This window comes from Psychrobacter sp. APC 3426 (genome assembly GCF_030408035.1).
In the GTDB taxonomy this organism is placed as follows: domain Bacteria; phylum Pseudomonadota; class Gammaproteobacteria; order Pseudomonadales; family Moraxellaceae; genus Psychrobacter.
Genome location: NZ_JASDCF010000001.1, coordinates 218,517 through 242,889 on the forward strand (window position 1 = coordinate 218,517; position 24,373 = coordinate 242,889).

Annotated in this window: 22 protein-coding genes; 6 read left to right on the plus strand and 16 right to left on the minus strand. The window is 43.0% G+C overall.

All coding sequences use genetic code 11. From position 1 onward, the window contains the following. Window positions 1-346: 346 nt before the first annotated feature. The 6 genes from QL919_RS00985 to QL919_RS01010 form a co-directional block, all read right to left on the minus strand. Complete coding sequence (locus QL919_RS00985) at window positions 347-571, minus strand: cation transporter (RefSeq protein ID WP_290187735.1); 225 nt, start codon at window positions 569-571, stop codon at window positions 347-349. Between the two features lie 232 nt (window positions 572-803). Next, the gene (locus QL919_RS00990) at window positions 804-1,058 is read right to left on the minus strand and encodes a heavy-metal-associated domain-containing protein (protein ID WP_290187736.1); all 255 of its coding nucleotides are present in this window, start codon (window positions 1,056-1,058) and stop codon (window positions 804-806) included. Between the two features lie 27 nt (window positions 1,059-1,085). After that, on the minus strand, window positions 1,086-1,961 hold the full coding sequence (kdsA, locus tag QL919_RS00995) for a 3-deoxy-8-phosphooctulonate synthase (RefSeq protein WP_290187737.1): 876 nt from the start codon (window positions 1,959-1,961) through the stop codon (window positions 1,086-1,088). A gap of 256 nt (window positions 1,962-2,217) precedes the next feature. Beyond that, window positions 2,218-3,852, minus strand: coding sequence for a CTP synthase (locus tag QL919_RS01000; RefSeq protein WP_290187738.1), 1,635 nt, complete (start codon window positions 3,850-3,852; stop codon window positions 2,218-2,220). Window positions 3,853-4,042: 190 nt separating this feature from the next. Continuing rightward, window positions 4,043-5,086 (minus strand): porin, encoded by a 1,044-nt coding sequence (locus QL919_RS01005; protein ID WP_290187739.1) that lies wholly within the window; start codon window positions 5,084-5,086, stop codon window positions 4,043-4,045. Between the two features lie 575 nt (window positions 5,087-5,661). Beyond that, window positions 5,662-7,860 (minus strand): malate synthase G, encoded by a 2,199-nt coding sequence (locus QL919_RS01010; protein WP_290187740.1) that lies wholly within the window; start codon window positions 7,858-7,860, stop codon window positions 5,662-5,664. Between the two features lie 806 nt (window positions 7,861-8,666). Between QL919_RS01010 and QL919_RS01015 the strand changes: the two genes are divergently transcribed. Continuing rightward, the gene (locus QL919_RS01015; protein ID WP_290187741.1) at window positions 8,667-9,392 is read left to right on the plus strand and encodes a tRNA-(ms[2]io[6]A)-hydroxylase; all 726 of its coding nucleotides are present in this window, start codon (window positions 8,667-8,669) and stop codon (window positions 9,390-9,392) included. 343 nt (window positions 9,393-9,735) lie between these two features. Here the strand turns inward: QL919_RS01015 and QL919_RS01020 are convergent, their stop codons facing one another. The 6 genes from QL919_RS01020 to mtgA all read right to left on the minus strand — a co-directional run bounded on the left by QL919_RS01020 (window position 9,736) and on the right by mtgA (window position 14,618). Beyond that, the gene (locus tag QL919_RS01020; protein ID WP_290187742.1) at window positions 9,736-9,939 is read right to left on the minus strand and encodes a hypothetical protein; all 204 of its coding nucleotides are present in this window, start codon (window positions 9,937-9,939) and stop codon (window positions 9,736-9,738) included. A gap of 165 nt (window positions 9,940-10,104) precedes the next feature. Further along, on the minus strand, window positions 10,105-10,473 hold the full coding sequence (locus QL919_RS01025; RefSeq protein ID WP_290187743.1) for a hypothetical protein: 369 nt from the start codon (window positions 10,471-10,473) through the stop codon (window positions 10,105-10,107). 122 nt (window positions 10,474-10,595) lie between these two features. After that, window positions 10,596-10,847, minus strand: coding sequence for a hypothetical protein (locus QL919_RS01030; protein ID WP_290187744.1), 252 nt, complete (start codon window positions 10,845-10,847; stop codon window positions 10,596-10,598). A 94-nt stretch (window positions 10,848-10,941) separates the two neighbouring features. Next, window positions 10,942-11,112, minus strand: a complete 171-nt coding sequence (locus tag QL919_RS01035) for a hypothetical protein (protein WP_290187745.1) — start codon at window positions 11,110-11,112, stop codon at window positions 10,942-10,944. Window positions 11,113-11,566: 454 nt separating this feature from the next. Further along, entirely contained in the window at window positions 11,567-13,792 is a 2,226-nt protein-coding gene (ppk1, locus tag QL919_RS01040; RefSeq protein WP_290187970.1) for a polyphosphate kinase 1, read from the minus strand. Window positions 13,793-13,931: 139 nt separating this feature from the next. Beyond that, window positions 13,932-14,618 (minus strand): monofunctional biosynthetic peptidoglycan transglycosylase, encoded by a 687-nt coding sequence (gene mtgA, locus QL919_RS01045; protein WP_290187746.1) that lies wholly within the window; start codon window positions 14,616-14,618, stop codon window positions 13,932-13,934. Window positions 14,619-14,880: 262 nt separating this feature from the next. Between mtgA and QL919_RS01050 the strand changes: the two genes are divergently transcribed. The 4 genes from QL919_RS01050 to QL919_RS01065 all read left to right on the plus strand — a co-directional run bounded on the left by QL919_RS01050 (window position 14,881) and on the right by QL919_RS01065 (window position 18,630). Beyond that, complete coding sequence (locus QL919_RS01050) at window positions 14,881-15,219, plus strand: glutaredoxin family protein (protein ID WP_290187747.1); 339 nt, start codon at window positions 14,881-14,883, stop codon at window positions 15,217-15,219. Window positions 15,220-15,232: 13 nt separating this feature from the next. Then, window positions 15,233-16,432, plus strand: a complete 1,200-nt coding sequence (locus tag QL919_RS01055; RefSeq protein WP_290187748.1) for an alpha-hydroxy acid oxidase — start codon at window positions 15,233-15,235, stop codon at window positions 16,430-16,432. A 131-nt stretch (window positions 16,433-16,563) separates the two neighbouring features. Continuing rightward, a complete protein-coding gene (locus QL919_RS01060; protein WP_290187749.1) occupies window positions 16,564-17,676 on the plus strand; it encodes a rhomboid family intramembrane serine protease in 1,113 nt (370 codons plus the stop codon). 141 nt (window positions 17,677-17,817) lie between these two features. Further along, window positions 17,818-18,630: a MipA/OmpV family protein gene (locus QL919_RS01065; protein WP_290187750.1), complete on the plus strand. Its 813-nt coding sequence runs from the start codon at window positions 17,818-17,820 to the stop codon at window positions 18,628-18,630. Between the two features lie 186 nt (window positions 18,631-18,816). Here QL919_RS01065 and QL919_RS01070 read toward each other — a convergent pair whose 3' ends face one another. Beyond that, a complete protein-coding gene (locus QL919_RS01070) occupies window positions 18,817-19,248 on the minus strand; it encodes an adhesin (protein ID WP_290187751.1) in 432 nt (143 codons plus the stop codon). Between the two features lie 422 nt (window positions 19,249-19,670). Continuing rightward, the gene (gene fumC, locus QL919_RS01075) at window positions 19,671-21,074 is read right to left on the minus strand and encodes a class II fumarate hydratase (RefSeq protein WP_290187752.1); all 1,404 of its coding nucleotides are present in this window, start codon (window positions 21,072-21,074) and stop codon (window positions 19,671-19,673) included. 141 nt (window positions 21,075-21,215) lie between these two features. Between fumC and QL919_RS01080 the strand changes: the two genes are divergently transcribed. Then, on the plus strand, window positions 21,216-22,181 hold the full coding sequence (locus tag QL919_RS01080; RefSeq protein WP_290187753.1) for a 5-formyltetrahydrofolate cyclo-ligase: 966 nt from the start codon (window positions 21,216-21,218) through the stop codon (window positions 22,179-22,181). Window positions 22,182-22,316: 135 nt separating this feature from the next. Here the strand turns inward: QL919_RS01080 and QL919_RS01085 are convergent, their stop codons facing one another. Together QL919_RS01085 and QL919_RS01090 are read right to left on the minus strand one after the other, a co-directional pair. Then, complete coding sequence (locus QL919_RS01085) at window positions 22,317-22,532, minus strand: hypothetical protein (protein ID WP_025651323.1); 216 nt, start codon at window positions 22,530-22,532, stop codon at window positions 22,317-22,319. A 127-nt stretch (window positions 22,533-22,659) separates the two neighbouring features. After that, on the minus strand, window positions 22,660-24,036 hold the full coding sequence (locus QL919_RS01090; RefSeq protein ID WP_290187754.1) for a Na+/H+ antiporter NhaC family protein: 1,377 nt from the start codon (window positions 24,034-24,036) through the stop codon (window positions 22,660-22,662). Window positions 24,037-24,373 lie beyond the last annotated feature (337 nt).

A 24,373-nucleotide genomic window follows, 5' to 3' on the forward strand; every position in this document is an offset into this window, starting at 1 on the left:
ACTCGTCATTGCGTTATAGCGCGTTATAGCGTTTATAGATTTGTATGAGCAATAAAAATATAATGGGGTGGTAAATCCAAATGAAACAAGTAAGGTACTTTCACTTTTATCACATATTGAGTGATACTAAATAGTAGATGGTCACAACTGCGGCCTATTCAAGTCAGACACTGACTGCAGCTCAGTAACAATAAGCCAGCGTCGTCACAGAAGCAACCTTATAAGTATCATGACTGTCAGTTAAGAGCATGCGTAGAAAGGCATTTAAAAAAACGGTTAAGAGAGCCTTAAACATCCATGAAAAAACCAGCCATAACAGCTGGTTTACTTGCATAAATAACAAGGCTTATGAGTTAGCAACGGTAGCATCGAAGCCTGCATCATCGATAGCAGCAGCAATGACTTCTACACTGGTTTTACTATCATCAAAGGTGACTGTTGCTTGGTTGTCTGCAAGCTCAATACTGATATCATCTAATCCATCGATATCAGCGGTGGCATTATGAACACTTGCCACACAGCCGCCGCAAGTCATACCATCAATTTTAATAATACGGGTTTGGTTTGCCATAAGAGGCTCCTTATTTTTTATTACTGAATATTTTTTTAAGTAAATAAACTGCTTTTATAACCAGCCTCTTAAGACTGCTATCTTTTAGAATCTTATAAAAACACTATTCAACTAGGATAAGCCGTATCGCTGTGAACAACAAGACCGTTTGATTATCACTATATTAATAAAGGAAAAAACTTTTAGTAAAAAGATAAAATATATTCCTTCCTGAAGCACGCCCTAGCAGTATCTAATCATGATGATTTGGATTTTGCGGGGCATCAATCGGAAACGGCTGGGTGACATAATCGACCATGCTAATCGCGGCAGTTAAGGCATGAATACTGGTATCGGTATCCTCGTAGCTGACGGTAGCAACATCGTTCTCAGGATCAAGCTCAATCGCAGTCACCCCTGTGATATTCTTAAGCGCGGTCATTACACTCTCTAGACCTTCAGCGTCATCGATGTTTTCGATACTGACTTGTGCAACTTGAATGGCCATTATCTTACCCTCTTATCGTTTACCACATTAATGAGTGTCTAACACCTCAAAACCTTTGACCAAATCATCAATCTGCTTAAGCTGACGCAAGAATGGCTCTAACTGACTGGTTCTTAAGGCACATGGACCATCACACTTCGCCGTTTCTGGATTAGGATGCGCTTCTAAGAATAGCCCTGCTAGTCCTGTTGCCATACCTGCACGTGCAAGCGTGGTAATCTGCTCACGACGTCCGCCCGCGCTATCACTACGCGCACCCGGCTGCTGTAAGCTATGCGTCACATCAAAGAATACCGGAACATCCATCTGCTTCATGGTATCGAACCCAAGCATATCGACGACCAGATTGTTATAACCAAAGGCACTACCGCGCTCACAGAGGATCAGCTTATCGTTTCCACCCTCAAGGCACTTATTGACGATATGGCGCATCTCGTGCGGGGCTAAAAACTGCGCCTTTTTAATATTAATAATCGCATCTGTCTTAGCCATCGCATGTACCAAGTCAGTCTGACGTGATAAAAATGCAGGCAGCTGGATAATATCAGCAACCTCAGCCACTGGTGCCGCTTGATATGGTTCATGCACGTCAGTAATGATCGGCACTTGGAACTTTTCTTTGATTTGACCTAGCCAATCGATGCCCTGCTCTAATCCAGGACCACGATACGAATGCAGGCTTGAACGGTTGGCTTTATCGAAACTGGCTTTGAATACATAGCCAATCCCCAAACGCTGGCATATCTCGACATACTGCTCAGCAATCTCAAATGCTAACTCTTTGGACTCTAAAACATTCATGCCACCAAACAATACAAACGGCTGATCATTACCGATATTGATTGTATTGTTACTAGGGGTAGTAAGTTGAATATGTGATTGCGCCGTTAATGAATTATCCATGAAGAAACCGCCCTCTTTGTCGTTATTAATATTTTATCTTTATCAGTATTTCATTGTTATTTATATCACTGTCCTACATTGTAACCGATAGACCGATTAAAAAAAGTATCTAAGCGTAATTGGACACAATCAATCGTTTCAGCTAAGGATTTTTATATAGTTGCTCTCTTAAAAAGCAAAAAAAGACCAATCCGAAGATCAGTCTTTCTATAGCCATTACTCTATCGTGAACTAACTGTAATTCGTACAATAACCGTTATTTAGTGGCGCTATAGTTCTTCGCAGCTTTTACAAAACTGTTAAACAGTGGATGACCACCACGTGGCGAGCTGGTAAATTCAGGATGGAACTGTACCGCGATAAACCATGGATGAGCAGGAATCTCAACTGACTCAACCAAATGTTGCTTGGCAGAATACCCTGATATTTTCATACCTGCTTGCTCTAATGGCTCGATATAGCGATTGTTCATCTCATAACGATGGCGATGGCGCTCAGTGATGTTGTTTGCACCATAAATCTGGGCAAGCTTGCTACCAGCAACCAGTTCCGCTTGTTGAGCCCCTAAACGCATCGTGCCGCCAAGGTCTGAATCATCACTACGAATCTGTAGCTCACCGCGCTCATCCAACCACTCAGTAATCAAACCAATGATTGGCTCAGCGGCAGTGCGATTGAACTCAGAAGAGTTGGCATCGATATCAAGTACATTACGCGCGTACTCAATCACAGCCAACTGCATACCAAGACAAATACCTAGATACGGCACGTTGTTTTCACGCGCATAAGTAATCGCTTTCATTTTGCCAGACGTACCACGCTCACCGAAACCACCTGGTACTAAAATCGCATCCGCATCATTCAGACGAGCAAACAATTCATCGTCTGTTTCTAGCATCTCGGCATCGATATAATCAATCTTAACGTCTGATTTGTGCGTGATACCTGCGTGTAGCAATGCTTCGTTGATAGACTTATAAGCATCTGGCAATTCGACATACTTACCAACCATCGCTACGGTAACCGTCGTTTCAGGGTTAAGCTGGGCTTCAACCACTTTGTCCCAATCGCTCAAATCTGCTTCAGGCACATCAAGACCAAAACGCTCACAGATTAAATCATCAAGATCTTGCTCATGAAGGGTACGCGGGATTTGATAAATGCTTTGTGCGTCTTCACACATAATAACCGCACGCTCTTCTACATTGGTAAATAGCGCGATTTTACGGCGGTTGTCTTGCGAGATATGGTGATCAGAGCGGCAGATTAGAATATCTGGCTGCAGACCGATAGAACGCAGCTCTTTCACCGAATGCTGAGTCGGTTTGGTTTTGGTTTCACCGGCACTAGCGATATAAGGAACCAGTGTTAGGTGCATGAGCATGGCGCGATTGCGACCAAGCTCTACTTGCATCTGGCGCACCGCTTCCATAAAGGGTAGTGACTCAATATCACCGACCGTACCGCCAATCTCGATAATGGCGATATCGTAGCCTTCACCACTAGCAAGAATCTTACTTTTAATCTCATCAGTGATATGCGGAATCACCTGTACGGTTCCGCCTAGATACTCACCACGGCGCTCTTTATTCAATACGTTCTGATAGATGCGACCACTGGTAAAGTTATTACTCTTGCTCATTTTGGAATGGCGTAAAAAACGCTCATAATAACCCAAATCCAAATCCGTCTCTGCGCCATCTTCGGTGACAAATACCTCACCGTGCTGAAATGGACTCATCGTACCTGGATCGACGTTGATATACGGATCCATCTTGGTCATCGTGACAGTCACGCCACGAGCTTCTAAGACCGCGGCAAGAGAAGCTGCGGTGATACCTTTTCCTAGTGAGGACACTACCCCACCGGTCACAAATATAAACTTGGTCATAGTACTCTTTCGGTAATTGGTAAAGAAGGATTTTACTAAAAATCTGCCACAAAATATAGGGCAAAAGCGCAAACTGCTCAAAACTCTTATTTTTCAGTGCTTATCATCAACATTTTTTTATCATTAAACTCATACAACAAAAAAACTCACCCCGAAGGATGAGTTTTTTATTCAGATTCTAATGGTTAGATTAGAATAAGTATTCTAGACCACCACCGATAGCTAGTACGTCAGCATCAGCATTGCCAATATCAGCTGAGTTATTACCAGCATAAGCGTGCACAATCATATTGTCTTGATAGTAGTATTTACCACCAACAACAATTTGATCTGAGTCAAAGTTCTCAATGCCGTCCAAGTTATCAGTTTTATTATACTGAACATATACAGTTGCTGGGCGAGCAAAGTTAGATAGACCCAAAGCACCACTAACTACTAGACCTTTTTCTTTCTTAGTAGAGCGATCATAGTCAAAATCAGCTACTTGATATAGTGCACCTAAAGTAACAGGAGCTGCCATGTATTTGCCCAAATCTACAGTCGCTGTACCACGGATGATGTCACCAGCAATGTTTTGGTCTTTGTCATAAGCAACACCAGCGGTGAAGCCAGTACCTTGGTCAAACATTAATGCAGCACCAAAGCCACTATCGCGATCTTTGCTTGATTCAACAAAGCTTTCGTCAGCACTGTACATTAGAGAAAGCTGTAATGGAAGACCGTTATACTTTGGAGCCATCCAAATAACTGAGCTATTGATACGGCCACTATCAGCCATATTTAGGCCACCATAGTTTTCGTCTTCTTCAAGCTTGTTACCACCTAGGTTATCCCAATAACCATCGTTTACGACAACGTTGTTAATTTTGTCTAAAGTAGACTGGTTTTTACCAGCACGGAACTCACCGAACTGCTTGTTTACAACACCAAGATACGTATCACGGTTGCTAAAACCATCGCTGTCGCCATCGACACGCGTGCCATACTCTAACTGATAAATAACATCAGTATTAGCAGTCATGGCTTCAGAGCCTCTTAGACCAATACGTGAAGAGTTTGAGTTAATCTGTACTGAGTCAGAATCTCTGTCTGCACGAGGGTCACCATTTGGGTAGTCAATTTCAGCATTGACATAATCGGCAGTTACGAACGCTTTACCATATACGGTAGGAGCGGCATTGGCTGCAGAAACAGATAGAGCAGCAACGGCTGTAGCTAAAAGTAGTTTTTTCATGGGGTATCTCCACTTTACAATTGTAGTAATGAGCAAGCTATTATTAGCTGGCGCCCATATTGGTATCGTCACAAATCCTCAAAGATATAATGTGTAACTGGCTACCGAGATTAGTCAGAAACAAGTGTGGCGAAGTTTTATTACAGTAAGATGAAAAAACCATGACTTACATAACCAGCATCAAAAAAGTAACTGCCATGTAAACGTTGGTCTTTATCCTTCTGCTGCGTAACATCCGTTACCAAACTCATACTTCGAGTACAAGCATAACAACTTTGACATAATTTGCAACATATTTTTTACGTCTCTAATGACAAAAAATCTTCAAAGCCATGTCCACTATGAGGTTTAACCTATATTTAATTAGGGACAAAAAAACACCACTACTCGTCATGGACGAATAGAGGTGTTATTGAGAAATATCAGTAATAAGAATATTAACTATATTTAATATGCTTATTAAAAACAAAACGTTAGCAGGCTACTTATACCTAGATAAATAGCCTTAAAGCAAAGCCCGTTAATAATAACTAACGCTAGTTATATTACTTAATCAAGCATATGGGCTAATTGGTTTAGCAGTTGGCTTTTAGATCAAGGCGTGCTTGATGGAGCAATGGCTCAGTATAACCACTAGGCTGCTCGCGTCCTTTAAATACGAGGTCACAGGCGGCTTTGAACGCGTAAGACTGATCAAAGTTGTTTGCCATTGGCTGATAGCCGTTATCACCAGCGTTTTGCTCATCAACGACTTTTGCCATACGTTTCATGGTGTCCATCACTTGTTGCTCGCTGACCACATCATGATGCAACCAGTTGGCAATATGCTGACTTGAGATACGTAAGGTCGCACGGTCTTCCATTAGACCGACATCATTGATATCAGGCACTTTAGAACAACCAACGCCTTGGTTCACCCAGCGTACGACGTAACCTAAGATGCCCTGAGCGTTATTGTCTAGCTCTTGCTGCTTCTCTTCGTCTGTCCAGTTGGTGTCTTTCGCCAATGGAATGGTCAAGATATCATCTAAGCTGGCACGCTCGCGTGATTTTAGGCTGTCCTGTACGTCAGCGACGTTAACTTGATGGTAGTGCATGCTGTGCAAGGTTGCGCCAGTTGGTGATGGAACCCACGCTGTGCTAGCACCAGACTTAGGATGAGCCGCTTTAGTATCCATCATCTCTTTCATCTCATCAGGCTTCGCCCACATGCCTTTACCAATCTGAGCCACACCCTGCAGGCCAGTCTCTAGACCGATATCCACGTTCCACTGCTCATAAGCTGGCTGCCATGCTTGTGACTTCATGTCACCTTTAGGGACAAATGGGCCTGCATTCATGCTGGTATGCATCTCATCACCCGTACGGTCTAAGAAACCCGTATTGATGAAGATAACACGCTCTTTTGCTTGGCGAATGGCTTCTTTTAGGTTGACCGTCATGCGACGCTCTTCGTCCATGATACCGATTTTTAGGGTGTTGCGCTCTAGACCCAATAGGTCTTCTGAGGCGTTAAACAAGTCATTGGCCATTTTGACTTCTTCAGGGCCATGCATTTTTGGCTTAACAATATACATCGAGCCTTTGCGTGAGTTCGATAGCCCAGTTTTACCTTTCAAATCATTTAGCGTCAATAGCGGGGTGATCAAACCATCCATTAGACCTTCAAAGATTTGTTCTTGACCATTACCCAAATCAACCAAGATGGCTGGGTTTTGCATCAAGTGACCAACGTTACGAATTAACAGGAGTGAACGACCTGGCAAGATAAGCGTGCCACCGTCAGGCTTGGTGTATTCGCGGTCTGGGTTTTGCTTACGAGTGCGAGTTTTGCCACCTTTTTCGAAGGTTTCTTGCAAGTCGCCATTCATCAGACCTAACCAGTTACGATACACTTCTACTTTTTCTTCTGCATCGACAGCAGCGATTGAGTCTTCGCAATCTTGAATCGCCGTAATCGCTGACTCTAACAGCACATCTTTGATGTTTGCTGGGTCATCTTTACCCACTGGATGACTGCCATCAATTTGAATCTCAGCATGCAAACCATTGTTTTTGAGCAAAATACCAGTAGGTTGCTCTGCTTCACCGACAAACCCAACAAACTTCGTGGCGTCTTTTAGCTCAGTGCTACCGTCACCTTGGACGATTTCAAGCTTACCATCAACAACCTTGAAGCCTGTCGCATCAGTATATGAGCCTGATGCCAATGCAAAGTGTTCGTCTAGAAATGCTTTGGCGTAAGCGACAACAGCAGCACCGCGCGTTGGGTTATAACCGCCTGTTGCTTCTTGACCGTTTTCGTCACTGATGACGTCAGTACCATATAATGCATCGTATAAACTGCCCCAACGCGCGTTGGTCGCGTTCAGTGCATAGCGAGCATTACGTACTGGTACAACCAGCTGCGGGCCTGCAATATGAGCAATCTCGTCATCGACGTTTTGCGTGCTTACGGTAAAGTCATCGCCTTCTGGTAACAGATAGCCGATCTCTTTTAAGAATGCTTTATAAGTAGGATAGTCAATGTCACCGTCTTTGGCAGGATTGTCCAGGTGCCACTGATCAATCTGCGCTTGAATTTTGTCACGAGTCGCAAGCAGCGCTTTGTTACGCGGGGTGAACTCTTTAATGACTTTTTCAAAACCTGACCAATAACTGTCTGAATCAACACCGACTTTCGGCAGCACTTCGTTTTCAATAAAGTCATACAACTGCTGGTCAATGGCAAGGATGCCTTTTTGAATACGATTGGCGTTAGAAGACTGGCTCATGTTGTTATCCTTATCTGTTCGTGAGGTGTGTTAATGCTGGGGTACTGCAGTAACGCGTTAAAGCACTTGCTTTTAGCGCGTTTTCTCTTGAAGCGTTTATCTCAAACCCGCAGGAGATAATTAGTAAAAATAATAATGTGCAATATTGGCTATTAGTGGACAGCTGGCTATATAGTGATGCTTATATAATGGCCGTTATAAAATAATCAAAAACCAACCGCTATAAAACTATTTACTATACTTTGCTATATATAGTCACTCTATGGCATCAGCGCTTATGTTATCGACTACTATTAAAAGATCGCATTTTTAGACCTTGAGCCTTAACACTAAGTTGATACCCTATAGGCAGTTGATATAATGCTTGTTATTCACCACTGAGTAACTATCCTTTAAGTAGCAGCGTTTAAGTACCAGCGCTGAAGCACTACCTAATTAAATGCGATTCAGATAAGTGCTGCTTACTCAAAATATCATCTGCTTAAACAAATTTTGGTGAGTTGCCATCCAATTGATGGATTATCAATAGTAAGACAAAATGCCTGAAAAGCAAAATATCATCCTACTATCAAATAATAAAATAAACAAGGAAACGCCATTCACCAAGTAAATACTGGGGTTGTATAATAATGATACCCTATAAGGCATCAACCCTAGCGACGGTAATCACCGCTCTAGACTCTGGTAGCAATAGACAAAGTATAAACTGTAAGTAATCATTACATCTGTGAGTTATGCTTAACCGTTATCTATTTAATTTTTATGTTTGATTAAGACTTGTCGAATATTCGACTATGGCAGAGACTATGAATGAAGAAAGTATGAACAAAAAAGGTATGAATAAAGAGATCGTGAATAAGGAGAACGTGCAGGCAAACCTTATAGAAGAAGACAGTGTCGATATCGCACAGCTGCGAACCCCTATTAAAGTAGACCTCTCAGCTGTCTATGATTTTTTGGGTGCCAGAACCACGCAAGAATGGGTCGAGGCTGCCATTGCTAACTTGCCATTGATCATTCAAGACCATGCTAATTGTGAAAAAAAGGCAGCTGGCACAGCAATGAATCTACTATTCCGCTACGAATTTTCTTACGACTTACAGCGTAAGTTGGCGCAATTGATACGTGAGGAGATGCTGCACTATGAGCAAGTGCTGGGCATCATGCATGAGCGTGGTCAGGAATGGGAGTATCTGAGTGCAGGACGCTATGCCAAAGGCATGTTAAAACATAAACGCACTTACGAGCCAGCCGCGATGGTTGATGTATTAATCATTGGGGCATTTATCGAAGCACGCTCTTGTGAACGTTTTGCTGCACTCGCTGAAGTTATCGATGATGAGCGTTTGGCAAAGTACTACCGTTATCTACTAAAGTCAGAGAGCCGTCATTTTGAGGATTATCTGGCACTGGCTCAATCACTATCTGAGGATAATATTGATGAGCGAGTGGCATTCTTCAAAGCAGTGGAAGCCGAATTGATAGCTAGTCCAGATACTGAACTGCGTTTTCATAGTGGCGCACCTGCATAGAACGACAGCGGCAAGCTCTACTAGTTAGTAGTATAGTTAGTGAAAAGTAATATCGATACATTACGCGCTGCTGATATCATTTTTTCTTGCTTGCTATGCCTGCGCAGACAGAGGTTACAAAAAATTGATATCAGCCATACCGTAGCGTTTTTAGGGTATTCTGACTATAGCTAATCGCAGCTAGAATTTGATGCAATAAAAAACAGAAAAGGTAGGTTCGCTAATAGGGTCAAATACCCTCATCAGCGAACCTACCTGTCTTGTTTATGACCATATATAAAGGCTAACATCAGCCTAAAATGGATGTCTAGCTTAGATACCATCTATTAACGACCATCGTTAGTTATTTATCATCTTCCATCAATGGGCTATCGTACTGTTTATTATGCTTAGCAATATTGTGCGGATCATGATCCTCAGTGGCTCTTTCTGCAGCGGCTGGGTTCACTTTCTGTAACGCATCATCAGGGACGATACCATTGTTGTCATCTGCATCCTTTAGCTCATGGCCATTATCTATATTATGATTATCTTTTGGCATGGTCATCGTTTATCATCCTTATCTTGTTATCCATTTGATGTGACGCGCCTTAGCGACGCTTGGCTTACTAGCAACCCATAATATCAGTCCACACTATCAATGTTTTCTGTCAAACATATACTGGCGATGTGCGTAAACATCTACTTACTACCAACGCTTATCCAATGTGACTCAGTCTTTTTCATCAGGGTTTAGCACACGTGTTTGAGCATTATCAATATTGGCATAACGATTCATATCATTGATTCTTTGACTATCAGGCATTTCGCTACCCACTGTATCTTCATTGATATTCTCATCAAAGGCATTGCCTTCTTGATCACGGCGATCTGGTTGACGGGCAGGATTGTCATTGTCGTTAACATGCTCTGACTCAACCACCCCTTCTTTAAAGGTGTCTGTTCCTTTATTTTCAGTGGTGTTTTTCTCAATAATTCTACTTTCAGCATGACTACTATCATCAATAGCATTGTCAGCTTTCGTCACACGGTCGGCTTCATTGATACGGGTTTTGGTTAATGCAGGGTCTTTGGTTTCCATTATCCTATCCTTATTGTTCTTATTTAGACTTTTATACTGATGGTTGTTATTGGCTTAGCGATATGCAGATTCATACCGGAGAGACTTTACTCATAGGATTAGCCAAACAATCTTAGCAAGGACTATTCATTGCCTTTTTGACTCAAGTCATGCGCATTTAGATCAGCGACATTCTTGCCGCCAGCCGGTAAATCTTCTGATTTTCGTGGATCAGCATATATCTCGTCAGTTTCTTGTGAGGCTTGCTGCGGCCCATCAATCTCCGGCTCATGTTTGCGCCCTTCATAGCTATCTTGAGTATGATTTGGATGTAAGGCTGCTGAATCATTGACCAATACTTTTTCTTCGGTGTTTAATTTTTTGTTGGTTGTCATAGCGCGTCCCTCGCCTTGATAGAATAGTTACATTAATTAAAATAAATTACTGCTTAATTGCATCATTCGTTGCATACGTTTGAGCAGTGACTGACTATTTATCAGTACGTAGCTCATCATCGATAAAAGAGGTTTGTTCTTCTTCGCTTAACGGTTCAGGGGCATCGACTTGTTTATTGTCTTCGAGATTTTGCTCGATTTTCTGACCATCTGCTTGCTCTGCCGCTTTTTTGATGTCTGATATATCATTGTTAGTATTGCTCATGAGCTATTCCCTATTTTTATAATTGATTGATTATCATAGTGCGGTGTTACATATCCTTTATGAAAAAATTGACATAAAAAATCCATATAAGACTGTTTTGGCTAAAAATCATTCTAAAGCATCAATGTTCATTGAAGAGCACTAAGAGATAAAAGTTAGCTGACCAGTAACACCCGAGATGACTTTGATTATAGGGAGGAGATAGAGCACTGCACCAGTGTACTGCCGTATCAATATGTGAATAAATGTGAGGTTACAAGACAGTTTGTAACTCATGTGAACCCTTTCTCCCAATAAAAAACCAAGCGCCAGTATTTACCAACGCTTGGTCTAATTAAGGATATTTAAACGACTTATCGACTCAGTATTGTTTTAACATCCAGTTTTCTAGCCTGTCGCTAACGTTATGACAATCTGCTACAAGCATCAACCAATAAATCGACTGGTAGATAAGCTATACCGAGGCTTCAACACCATTAATGACTTTTAACAAATGCTCTTGAGCGATATGTGGCGTCTCCCCTGCTGCGGGTTTTAACTGCTGCCAAACACCATGGCCATCGAGCGTCCACGCTTGGGTGTTGTCCTGTAGGTAGTTGATTAAGCCATCTTGATATATTTGTTTAAACAGTTTCTTGTCTTCGATAGGAAATGCCACTTCTACCCGATGAAATAAGTTACGATCCATCCAGTCAGCACTACCGCAATACAGGCGCTCATCACCATTGTTATAAAAATAGTAAACGCGCGTATGCTCTAAAAAACGACCAATAACAGAGCGCACCGTGATGTTTTCAGACAGACCTTTGACCTGTGGACGCAGACAACACATAGAGCGCAAAATCAGCTCAATTTTGACCCCTGCTTGTGAGGCATCATATAACTTGCCAATTAGGCGGCGCTCAGTCAAAGCATTGACTTTAACGATAATGTGGGCGCGCTTGCCCGCTTTTGCATGCGCGATTTCATCGTCGATATAGCTCATCAGTTTTTCATGTAAGGTAAATGGCGCATGCAATAGCTTTTTGAGGTTGGCAGGCTTGCCCATACCCGTCAGCTCTTGGAATATTTTATGGACATCTTCTGAGATATCAGGGTCGGCGCTAAACAATCCATAATCAGTATAAACTTTGGCATTGGCTGCATGATAGTTGCCTGTCCCTAGATGTACATAGCGGCGGATTCGGTCATCCTCGCGGCGCACAATCAGCATCAGCTTGGCGTGGGTTTTGTAACCGACGATACCATAAACCACGACTGCCCCAGCCTCTTGTAAATAGTTGGCAACAGCAATATTAGAGGCTTCATCAAAGCGTGCACGCAGCTCGATGACAGCAGTGACTTCTTTACCATTACGAGCTGCCGCAGCCAATGCTTTGACGATTTCTGAGTTGGTACCTGAACGGTATAATGTCTGTTTAATCGCTAGCACTTTTGGATCACTTGCCGCTTGCGATAACAAATTAATAATGGGCGAAAACGCATGAAAAGGATGGTGCACGAGTACATCGCCTTTACGCATGGCAGCGAACATACTGGTCGTTTTGTCCAGCTTATCCATCTCACGGCGAAAAGCTTTTGGTATCACATGAGTAAAGGGCTGATAACGCAGTGCTGGAATATTAAAATCAAACAACAGACGTGTTAAGTTAACAGGTCCATTGACGCGATACAGCTGATTGTCATGCAGCTCAAACTCGTTGAGCAAATAATCGCTAATCGGTATCGGACAGTCAGTCGTCACCTCCAAACGCACCTTGTCACCGAAACGACGGTTCTCAAGCTCACCTTCTAGCGCTTTGGCGATATCCTCAACATCATCAGCCAAGTCCAAATCGGCATTACGTGTCAGTCTAAACTGATGACAGCCAGTCACATTCATCCCAGGAAACAATTCGCCAATATGCTCATGAATGACGGCCGATAGCATCACATGATGCTCTTTACCACCAGTGAGCTCATCAGGCAAGCGAATCACACGTGGCAGACTACGCGGTGCTGGCACAATGGCAAGATTGATATCGCGACCGAAGGCATCCTTGCCCTCTAACGTAGCAATAAAGTTTAGGCTCTTATTGACCAAACGCGGGAACGGGTGCGCTGGATCAATACTAATCGGTGTCAACACTGGCGAGACTTGCTCGGTGAAATAGCGCTTCATCCATGCCGATTGCTCCGCATTTAGCTCGTCACGCTTTAGATAACGGATGTCTTCCTTAGCAAGGGCAGGCAAGATATCTTCATTCAGAATACGATATTGCTCATCAATGGCATCGTGAGCGACGGCAGATATCTCTCTCAGCACCTCACTCGGACGCATGCCATGAACGCTGGTCGAGACATCACCGATATTGAGCTTTTGCATGATGCCAGCGACACGAATCTCAAAAAACTCGTCGATGTTTGATGAAAAGATAATCAAAAAAAACAAGCGCTCTAGCAAAGGATGGCGCGGACTGGCTGCCTGCGCTAACACACGCAGATGAAACTGTAATAAAGACAGGTCGCGATTGATATAGCTACTAGGCGAATAGCTGCCATCTTCTGAGCGCTGCCACGCTATTTGCGTTAAGTCGTCGCGGTTGTTTGTCTCATTATTAACTGAAACCTTATTAATAATGGCATCTTTCACATCAATAACGTCATCAATAATGCCATCATTATTTTGCTTATTATTCATATCTGCCACATCCCTACTCCTTTTGCGTTATCGATAGACCATTATCTTCTGTACTATTTTTCTTTATAATTTTCTGCCCTAAAAACTCACTATTAGACTAAAGCCTTACTGTTGATTAGGGCGTATTTTTACGACATGCTTATACCGATTGCGGCAATACCGCATTTTTCATACGCTTTTTAATGATACGCTGTTTATTACGTAAGCGCCTATCGCCCTGATTGTCTTCATAGTATTTTGGGTTGGTCAACATACTGATGAGCAGTGCCGATTCATCACGATTGAGATTGGCGGCAGACTTATTAAAGTAGTGATGTGCCGCAGCATCGATGCCATAAATGCCATTACCAAACTCTGCCACATTGAGATAAGCGGTCAAGATACGCTGCTTGTCCCACAAGGTTTCAATCATCACCGTGATAATCGCCTCTTCAGCTTTACGGGTATAAGAGCGATGTGAGGTCAAAAACAAGTTTTTTGCCAGCTGCTGCGTAATGGTTGAGCCACCAGCAGACATCTTGCCTGTTTCTTCGTTTTTCTTACGTGCCGCTTCGATACCCTTTAAATCAAAGCCATTATGCTGGCTAAACGTTGAGTCTTCACTGACTATCGCCGCTTGTTTGGCAGATTTTGCAATGGCATCATATTCTGCCCAATTTTGGGTTACTGTGCCGCCTGTTAAGCGGTGAGTCAGCATAAACATGCTATTGTTAATTGGCTGGGTTTTCCAAATCAATAACAGCCCTGCGACCAATACATGGAATGCCACGACCAACAACATGAATGCCAATAATAATCGTTTGATAAATTTGCCAAAACTTGTCATGCGTGATATCCAAGTGATTGAAATGAGAATAAGATAAGAATGCTATTTATGAACATAACAGATAAAACCGATAAAATAGTAGTACCAAATAGCAGGTCATCTTACCTAATCTCACAATCGCTGTCATTATTTACCCTACTTCTTTATCATGTCAGTAGCGCTAAGCGATGTGAAATTTTTGCTTAAAACACGTCAAAAAAACACCTTACAACAGATATGAAAAATAAACATCAGAAATAGATATTAGAATATGAGTGTAAACATGGATAATGATAATAATATAACCGCATTGCGAACACGTATGATGGCGGCGAAACCCAGCCTTGGTGGTAGCGACAATATTAATAAGTGGTGGCTACTCGGTACCTCTGGCTGTCATCTGTGCGATATCGCTGAACAAATAATAGCGCAATTTCAGGCCGTACAGCCGATTACCTATCATTATGTCGATATCGCCGATTTTGACGAGCCATTAATGATGGAGTTTGCCACCACTATCCCTGTGATAATAACGCCAACCAAACGCTTGAACTATCCGTTTTCAGTGATGGACTTACAACAACTATTCATATCATCACAATCGTCAGATAGCCAGCCATAATAATGAGAAACCTATGAAAGAGTTGAGTGCTACCTTAAAAAAGGTGACAGAAATTGAAGATTTGCGCCGCGTCGCTGAGCGTAAAGTGCCGCGCATGTTTTACGATTATGTTGATTCAGGCTCATGGACTGAGACCACCTATCGCAATAATGAGACCGACTTTGACCGTATTAAATTGCGTCAGCGGGTATTAGTCGACATGGACAACCGCAGCCTGGCAACACAAATGATTGGTGAGCCAGTCAAAATGCCAGTAGCGATTGCCCCAACAGGCTTTACCGGTATGATATGGGCCGATGGCGAGATTCATGCAGCACGCGCAGCAGAAAAATTCGGCGTGCCATTTTCGCTGTCGACCATGAGTATCTGCTCTATCGAAGATGTCGCAGAAAACACCAGTGCGCCGTTTTGGTTTCAGCTCTATGTCATGCGCGACCAAGATTTTATGGCCAATCTAATTCGCCGTGCCAAAGCGGCCAATTGTTCTGCGCTTATCCTCACGGCCGACCTGCAAGTACTGGGTCAACGTCATAAAGACATCAAAAACGGTCTGTCTGCGCCGCCCAAACCGACGCTGGCTAATATCCTCAACCTCATGACCAAGCCGCAATGGTGTATGAATATGCTCGGTACCAAGCGCCGTACGTTTGGCAATATCGTTGGGCACGCTAAAAACGTTGAGGACATCTCATCGTTATCAGCATGGACGGCAGAACAGTTTGACCCACGTTTAAGCTGGGATGATGTGGCACGTATCAAAGATGCCTGGGGCGGTAAGCTCATTATTAAAGGTATTATGGAGCCCGAAGATGCTATTTTGGCTGCCCGTAGTGGTGCCGATGCGCTGGTCGTCTCAAACCATGGTGGTCGTCAATTGGATGGTGCGCTGTCTTCTATTGCTGCACTGTCTGACATCGTACAGGCTGTCCATGCCGAAAATAGCGATATCGAGGTATGGCTAGATAGTGGCATTCGCTCTGGTCAAGATGTGCTAAAAGCCATTTCATTGGGTGCGAAGGGTACCATGATTGGTCGAGCATTCTTGTACGGGCTTGGCGCTTATGGTGAGGATGGCGTGCGCCGGGCCCTTGAGCTTATCTATAACGAATGCGATATTAGTATGGCATTTTGTGGTCATACCGACATCAACAAGGTCACAGAGGATATCTTGGTAAAAGGCACTTATGAGAACCTTAAAGTTGGCAGTTTTTAAATCGCTAACCCTTAAACTCAGTCATTACCCATACGAGCAACTATTAAACGAAGACTACATCCTGATAGATGACACACTCTGACCATACCCTTTATACTCTACTTATAATTTATAAATAAAACTCGGCTTTTATGACCATTAAACAACTATTAAAGACAGCACCCGTTACCACCTTACTTTTAGTCAGCTTTATCGGACTATTTATCATGCAGGTGCTGACAGGCGTCGATGCCAACAACCCCTCGACAGAAGCGCTGCTAAAATGGGGGGCCAATGCCTTGCCCTTTACCATGACTGATGACCCATGGCGCTTAGTCAGTAGTGCATTTTTACATATTGGTTTGATGCATTTGCTGTTCAATGGTTTTGCCATGTATTTCTTTGGGCAAATCGCCGAGCCGATGTTTGGCTCAGCGAAGTTTTTGGCGTTATTTTTATTGGCAGCAATTGGTGGCAACCTACTGAACAATCATGTCACGTGGCAAGGTATTCTAGATGGCACTGGTCAACCGGGAATATCGGCTGGCGCATCAGGTGGTATAATGGGTATCGGTGCCGCACTTTTAATAGCAGCACTGTTTAAGATATCTGTTAATGGCATGGTGCTCAACCTAAGAAGCCTGATATTTATTATGGGCATCAACTTGGTCTATGGCTTTGCGGTACCGGGTATCGATAACGCAGGTCACATTGGTGGCGCGATTACTGGCCTAGTAATTGCACTGGCTTTTGCTATTGCCTATCGTCAACGCCAAAATATGGATATCGCGCTACAGAATATTCCTCGTTTACAGGGCTATCAAAGCGGCTATCCAAACAGGGAGCAACATAGCGCCCAAACCAGTTATCAAGGCCAGCAGCAAAGTGAACAACTTAACGACTATCAAACCACCTATATAGATATCTCGAAGCATAGCGAAACGGATGTTGTCAGTAGTAATCATGATTTTGATAATCATCGCTCTGACAATCTTAATTTAGATAACCATCATTCTAATAATGACCGTCTTAATAGTCATCGTTTTGATAAAGATGCACATGTCGATAATAATTCTGGTGTAAAATCGCCTATAGATATCAATGCTGATCATGCCACGATTAACGAACCAAAAACATCGTCTAAGTCTATGGTAATTTGGCAACTGCTGCCGTGGCTGGTGATGCTATTAATAAGCATTGGTTTCATCTGGTGGTGGCAAGATATTCATCAGCAGCTATTGCAAGTACTGGCTGTCATTGAGTAAAGCACCATAGTTACTCATTATGATTAGAGCCTATAAATCATTTATTAATCTGAGCTTTCTCTAATCGACTGTTTTTATTTATTATTGCTAATTATCCAATCTGACTCAACCCTCTAGCCCACCCACTTATGAGAGCAAATCATGTCTAAATCACCTGCGCTATCTAAACCCTTCACACGCACTTTACTGGGCGCATTAACGGCGACAGCATTGTTAAGTGTCGCCAGTTTTTCTAATGCGGCGATTTTTAAGAATAACTTACCGACTGACCGCGATGCGGTACTAAGCGTTGGCGTCAATGTCATGGCGGTAAACTCAGCCTACGATATGGAAGACAGCACTGATGTGCGGGTGTTGCCAGGCGTGTTTTATGACAACAACAGAGTCTATGCCCGCGGTGCGCAAGCGGGTGTGTACCTTCTCAATGACGGCACCAATCAGCTGTCTGCATACGCTCAGCTCTCTGGAAGTGAGTTCGATCCTGACGATGCTAGAGGTGCCCTCAAAGGTCTTGATAAACGTAAAGCTTCAGCAGCTGCTGGTCTGACGTACTTACGTCGTACGCCAGTCGGTGGTTTCCGTGCGCAGATAGCAACTGATGTGTTGGATAATAGTGGCGGTAATACTGCACGCTTGACCTATCTTGCCAAAATCACCCAAGGCAATTTAACGGTATATCCAAGCATTGGCTTTGAGTATCATGATGCTGACTACAACGAGTACTATTATGGCGTTAGTGAAGAAGAGTCGGCCAGAACTGGCATTGATGCTTATAAATCCAACTCAAGCTTGAACCCATATATCAACATCAGTGCCAACTATGATTTCAATGAGCGCTGGGCAGGGTTTGCCAATCAAAGCTTAAGCTATCTGCCGAATGAGCAGCAGGATAGTCCAATGGTTGACTCGCGTACGGATGCCACGACGACGCTAGGATTGCTTTATAAGTTTTAATTAAGCGTAATATCTAAGATAAAAAAAAGACCTTGTCGCATCATGTGACAAGGTCTTTTTATTTAATAGCTTTAAATGTAGAGTGCGCCTAGCGTACCAATAAAATAGATAGTTTATAGAATAGATGCATGGAAAGCACCCCTATAAGAATTCTTACAGTCTCTAAAGCTATCGGCCTACTAAAAACTAGCCTTTAAGCTTTTTAATAGATTTAACATTACAGCCTTTATAAAGAATTTCACTGCTAGCATTTTGGATATTAGCCGATGATTTGTGATAGTTATTTAAACGCAATGCACCCGTCATAATACTAAAGTTATCCTCATCACCAAACACGGTACCAACATTGTCAGAACGACCTAAGTTAATTGGTAGAAATCTTTTTTTACCATTCAGATTGGCTTCTGCGAATGTCGGTAGATACTGCTCATTAAAGCCATAAGTTACGCTGACTTTCTTATTGTTTTGGCAAGTATAGTTGACCTGTCTGTGTTTCACAGCGGTATCATAACTCTCACTTGGCTCCATCACTTTATCCGAGTAAGCCATGGCAGAACCAGAACCCAACATCGCCATCATAATACCAGCAGATGATAATGCAGCAGTTAATGCTTTCATAATAGTACCTCAATTGATTAATTATAGTTGTTATAGATAAGCAAGATATAAACAGAGGCTTTATCGGCTAACCATTTTTGGTTTTTCTAGTTGGTTTGCTCTTATTGTCTTTGTTGTTATTTAAAAAACTGTTATATATCAGTTCTTATCTATGGGGCTATTCTAACCAAAATTTTTATTGGGGTTGTTATAAGTTTTGGTTGGCTTGTTGTCTGAGGGTAAGACATTGTTTCAAGCGATGTATGTGCTTCAATTGATAGACAAAAAAAGACCTTACACACCCTTATACAAAGGATGGCAAGGTCTTTTTATCAATCAGAATATCGAATTTAAAAACCTGGGTAGCGAGGAAACCAAGCGCAAGTGCTACTAATAGTAGACTCAGCTTATCTGACAATACTAATCAGGTTTTTGGATTGATATTAAGAAGGATGCACCATATCAGCTGGCGTCACCCACTCATCAAACTGTGCTTCAGTTAACAGCTCTAACTCAACGGCAACTTGCTTCAACGTTTTGTTTTCTTTATAAGCAGTCTTAGCAATTTTCGCTGCATTTTCATAACCAACATGACGGTTCAATGCCGTGACTAACATTAACGAGTTATGCAAGAAGTCATCGATTTTATCTTTTACTGGCTCAATACCAACGGCACAGTTGTCGTTAAAGCTATTGCAAGCGTCACCCAATAGTTGGATAGATTGCAATAAGTTAAAGGCGATAACAGGCTTATAAACGTTAAGCTCAAAGTTACCTGACGCGCCTGCCATGCTGATAGTGACGTCGTTACCCATGACTTGAGCGACAACCATGGTCATTGCTTCTGACTGGGTTGGGTTTACTTTACCCGGCATGATAGACGAGCCTGGCTCGTTCTCTGGAATGGTCAATTCGCCTAGACCACAACGAGGCCCTGATGCCAACCAACGTACGTCGTTAGCGATTTTATTTAGGCTGCCCGCTAGCGTTTTTAGTGCGCCTGAAGCAAATACTTCGGCATCACGAGCGGCTAGTGCTTCAAATTTATTCGGTGACGTTACGAACGGCAAGCCAGTCAATGTTGATAATTGCTCTGCCGATTTTACCGCATAATCAGGATGGGCGTTCAAGCCAGTACCAACCGCTGTACCGCCTAATGGCAATTCATATAAGCCTTGGAGCGCGTTGTCGATACGAGTCAATGAATGGTCAAGTTGGCTGACATAACCGCTAAACTCTTGGCCTAAGGTCAAAGGCGTGGCGTCTTGTAAGTGGGTACGGCCAATTTTAACAATGCTATCGAACTCTTTGGCTTTGGCATCTAGCGTGTCGCGTAGTGCTTTTACCGCTGGGATAAGCAAGCTGTTGATTTGACGAGCAGCAGCCACACGAATCGCCGTTGGGAAGCTGTCATTGGTAGACTGAGCGTGGTTGACATGGTCATTTGGATGAATCGGCGTATAACTGCCGCGCGCGTTCCCTGCGATTTCGTTGGCACGGTTGGCCAATACTTCGTTCATATTCATGTTTGACTGCGTACCAGAACCCGTCTGCCATACAACCAATGGAAACTGGTCCGTTAGACCGCCGTTGATGATTTCGTCAGCAGCTTGCACGATTAAATCGCGCTTGTCACCTTCGATACGCTCAAGGCTAGCATTGGTAATGGCAGCGGCTTTTTTGACTAATGCCATCGCTTCAATCATCGGACGTGGCAACGTCTCACCACCGATTTTAAAGTTCTCACGGCTACGCTGAGTTTGCGCACCCCAATAAGCATCAGCTGGGACTTCCACATTGCCCATGGTATCTTTTTCGGTACGAGTTGCCTGATTCTGTGTCGACATAACTACCCTCTTTGATGGTTTGTTGTATAGCTGCTTCGAAAAAAGTGCAACACACGCTGCACATAAAGGAAAATACGATGTAAAGTGGCGTTATGATAGCATGACTTATCACAAATTTCTCCAAGTCCGTGAGGCTAACTGATGTCTAAAAACACCGGCCAACAACATTCTGCTACTGAATTATCTAACTCATTACCTGAGTTATCGACTGATGACGCTCACTCTAAAAAGGATGTCAAAATTGCTAACAGCTTAAGCAATCCACCCAGACGACAATTTACCCGCCAGCGTCGCCAGTTAAGTGCAGGCGAACGCAGACAATACGCGCGCATGGCAAGTTTGCATTTAATCAAGTTGCAACAGCGCTTACCACCACGCGCGCGTATTGGCTTATATTACGATGGTTTTGGTGAGCTGCCCACTCAGCCACTATTGGACTGGTGTCAACGTTTAGGCTATTTACCTTACTTGCCGGTCGTCGGTTCGCTCGGTCGTGATGATAAGGGAAATGTTGATAAACACCTGCGTTTCGTACCTATTCATCAGTCGAAACTGCTGAATATACCGACACGAATTCATAGCTTAGGGATGAAGCAAAATCATCATCGTCGATTATTATGGGCGCGAGAATTAGATGTAATTGTCTGTCCATTGGTAGCGGTTGATTTGAATGGCAATCGTATGGGCATGGGTGGTGGCTTTTATGATACGACTCTTGGTAAAAGCTATCAGGCAGGGTTAAAAAAACCGTTGAAAATTGGCTGGTGTTATGACTTTCAAGTAGTAGAACAGCTTGAGCGACAACCTTGGGATGTGCCGCTAGATGGCTTGATAACGCCAAGTGGCTTAAGGTGGTTTAAAAGAAATCAGATTAAAATGCCCAACGACAAAGCATCTAGCGCTGATAGTGTTGATACGTATTTGCAAGCATTAGGGAATGATAACGCTAGGGAAATGCTGTACTACAGTCAAGAACAAGCCTTTAGTTCTGTTGAGTTGGCTAGTGTCATTAATGAGGCGCGTTTGAATGAGTTACTAGCGCAAAGTGATGAGTTTTTGAGTAGTTTAAGCGGTGAGTTGAGATGTTTTGATGAAGATGGTCTTTGATTTGAGTAGGGTGCGCCCAGCGCACCGATAGTCGAGATTAACTTCTTTTCTGGTGCGCACCCTACTCAGCTCAGCTAGTAGAAAAATGCTTGACGTTTCAAAGTTGGGTTTGAAATCTAGTCTCTAACAACTGAATTAGCCTATTTCTAACTTACGAATTAAATCTATTATATAATTACGCTCTTCTTCGTATTTAGCCTTATCAATAGCAAATACTTCCATATAAGGATCACTTCTCACATACGACCATTGTATTAATTCAGGATCGCTCTTTGATTTTTCAGATAATAGAACTCTAAGCCCTTGTAACAACAACTCTACTTCATTTTGACTAAAATCTTGAATATTCATAATAGCTATCCTGCATTTAATAGATTGTATTTTCTAAAGGTTAGCTTTAATTAAAAATCAATGAAAACTGTAAGGTGCACACGGTACACCCTACAAAACTACTGAGAATTTCACGCATGTTAAAAACCTACAACACCATCGCCGCAATCCAACCAAATACCAACAATGGAATATTATAATGCAAGAATGTCGGCACCACGCTGTCCTTGATATGGTCGTGTTGGCCATCGATATTCAGACCAGAGGTTGGACCAAGGGTCGAGTCTGATGCTGGAGAGCCCGCATCACCCAACGCCCCAGCCGTACCGATAATGGCAACCGTTGCCAATGGCGAAAACCCTAAAGAGATACATAGCGGCACATAAATCGCGGCAATAATCGGAATAGTCGAGAATGACGAGCCGATACCCATTGTGACCACTAAACCAATTCCAAGCATAACCAATGCAGCAATGGCTTTATTACCGGCAAATAAGTTGGTCGCGCCATCAATCAGCGGTGCAATCTCACCCGTCGCTTTCATGACTTCTGCAAAGCCCTGCGCGGTAATCATAATAAAGCCAATCATCGCCATCAGTTTGATACCGTCATTGAAGACCGTATCAGCTTCACGCCATTTGACCACGCCCGTCGCCATAAAGACCGCAAATCCAAACATCGAGCCGAGCAAGAGCGAATCTGTATAGAGCTGCACAACAAAGGCAGTAACAATGGCAGCTAGCGCAATAAGCGTCTTTAACTTACTTTGAGACTGCGCACCAGCGGTGGTTTTGCTTAGCTCATCACCTTCTAACCTTTGACTCTGAAGAGCGGCATCGCGAGCTTCTTTATCTATTGCCACTTGCTGATATTGTCGGGGCTTACGATAGCTGATGAATACTGCTGTCAGTAAACCAACCAACATACCGAGTGCCGGAATTGCCATGGCCTTAACCACAGAGATATTGGTGATATCAATACCCGCTTCACCGACGTTTTTTAGCATGATTTGATTGAGATAAATATCACCGAAACCATATGGGATAAACATATAGGTAGTGACCAAACCAAAGGTCAACAGACAAGCAATTAAGCGTCTATCAATCTGCATGCGATTAAAGGCGAGCAATAATGGCGGCACGAGCAGTGGAATAAAGGCAATATGAATGGGGATTAGGTTTTGGCTAAAGCAACTCATGGTGATTAAGCCTGCAAATAGCATGTATTTAATCATGCCACCAGTACCGCCTGCATCAATGCGCTTGATAACCGCCCCTGCCAATGACTGCGGCAACCCTGAGTGCGCAATCGCCACCGCAAAAGCACCAAGTAGCGCATAAGATAGGGCGATTTGCGCGCCATTACGGATACCTTCTTGAAAGGCCTCTAAAGTCTCAGTTATCCCAAGACCTGCTAGTAACCCGCCTGCCAGCGCGCCAATCAATAAACTGAGCACCACGTGTACTCGCGAAAGTGACAGCCCTAGCATGATAACGACTGCCAGTAGTACCGCGTTGATGGTCATGTGTTGCCCCTTTTGCTTTTGCTTGATTAAGACTCGCTAATATCTTCAAACTGAAGATATCTTAAAACCCTTCATATATTAAAACTAATAAAGTCTGCTCTAGTGTCCAAATTAACTTGCTCAAACTGGCTTTGAAAGCAGCGTTTTAGACGGGCGTCATTTTACCTTATTTTGGCTACAAAGCCTATGCATAGAACCCGTGAGATACCAGAGAAATCGTTGTTCATAGAATTAATAACGCCAAACCTTTACTCATGCCTCAACACATCATTCATAAAACAAACCGCTGTATGGTCATTATATTCATACGAATAGGGTTATTTGACAAAGATAAGCG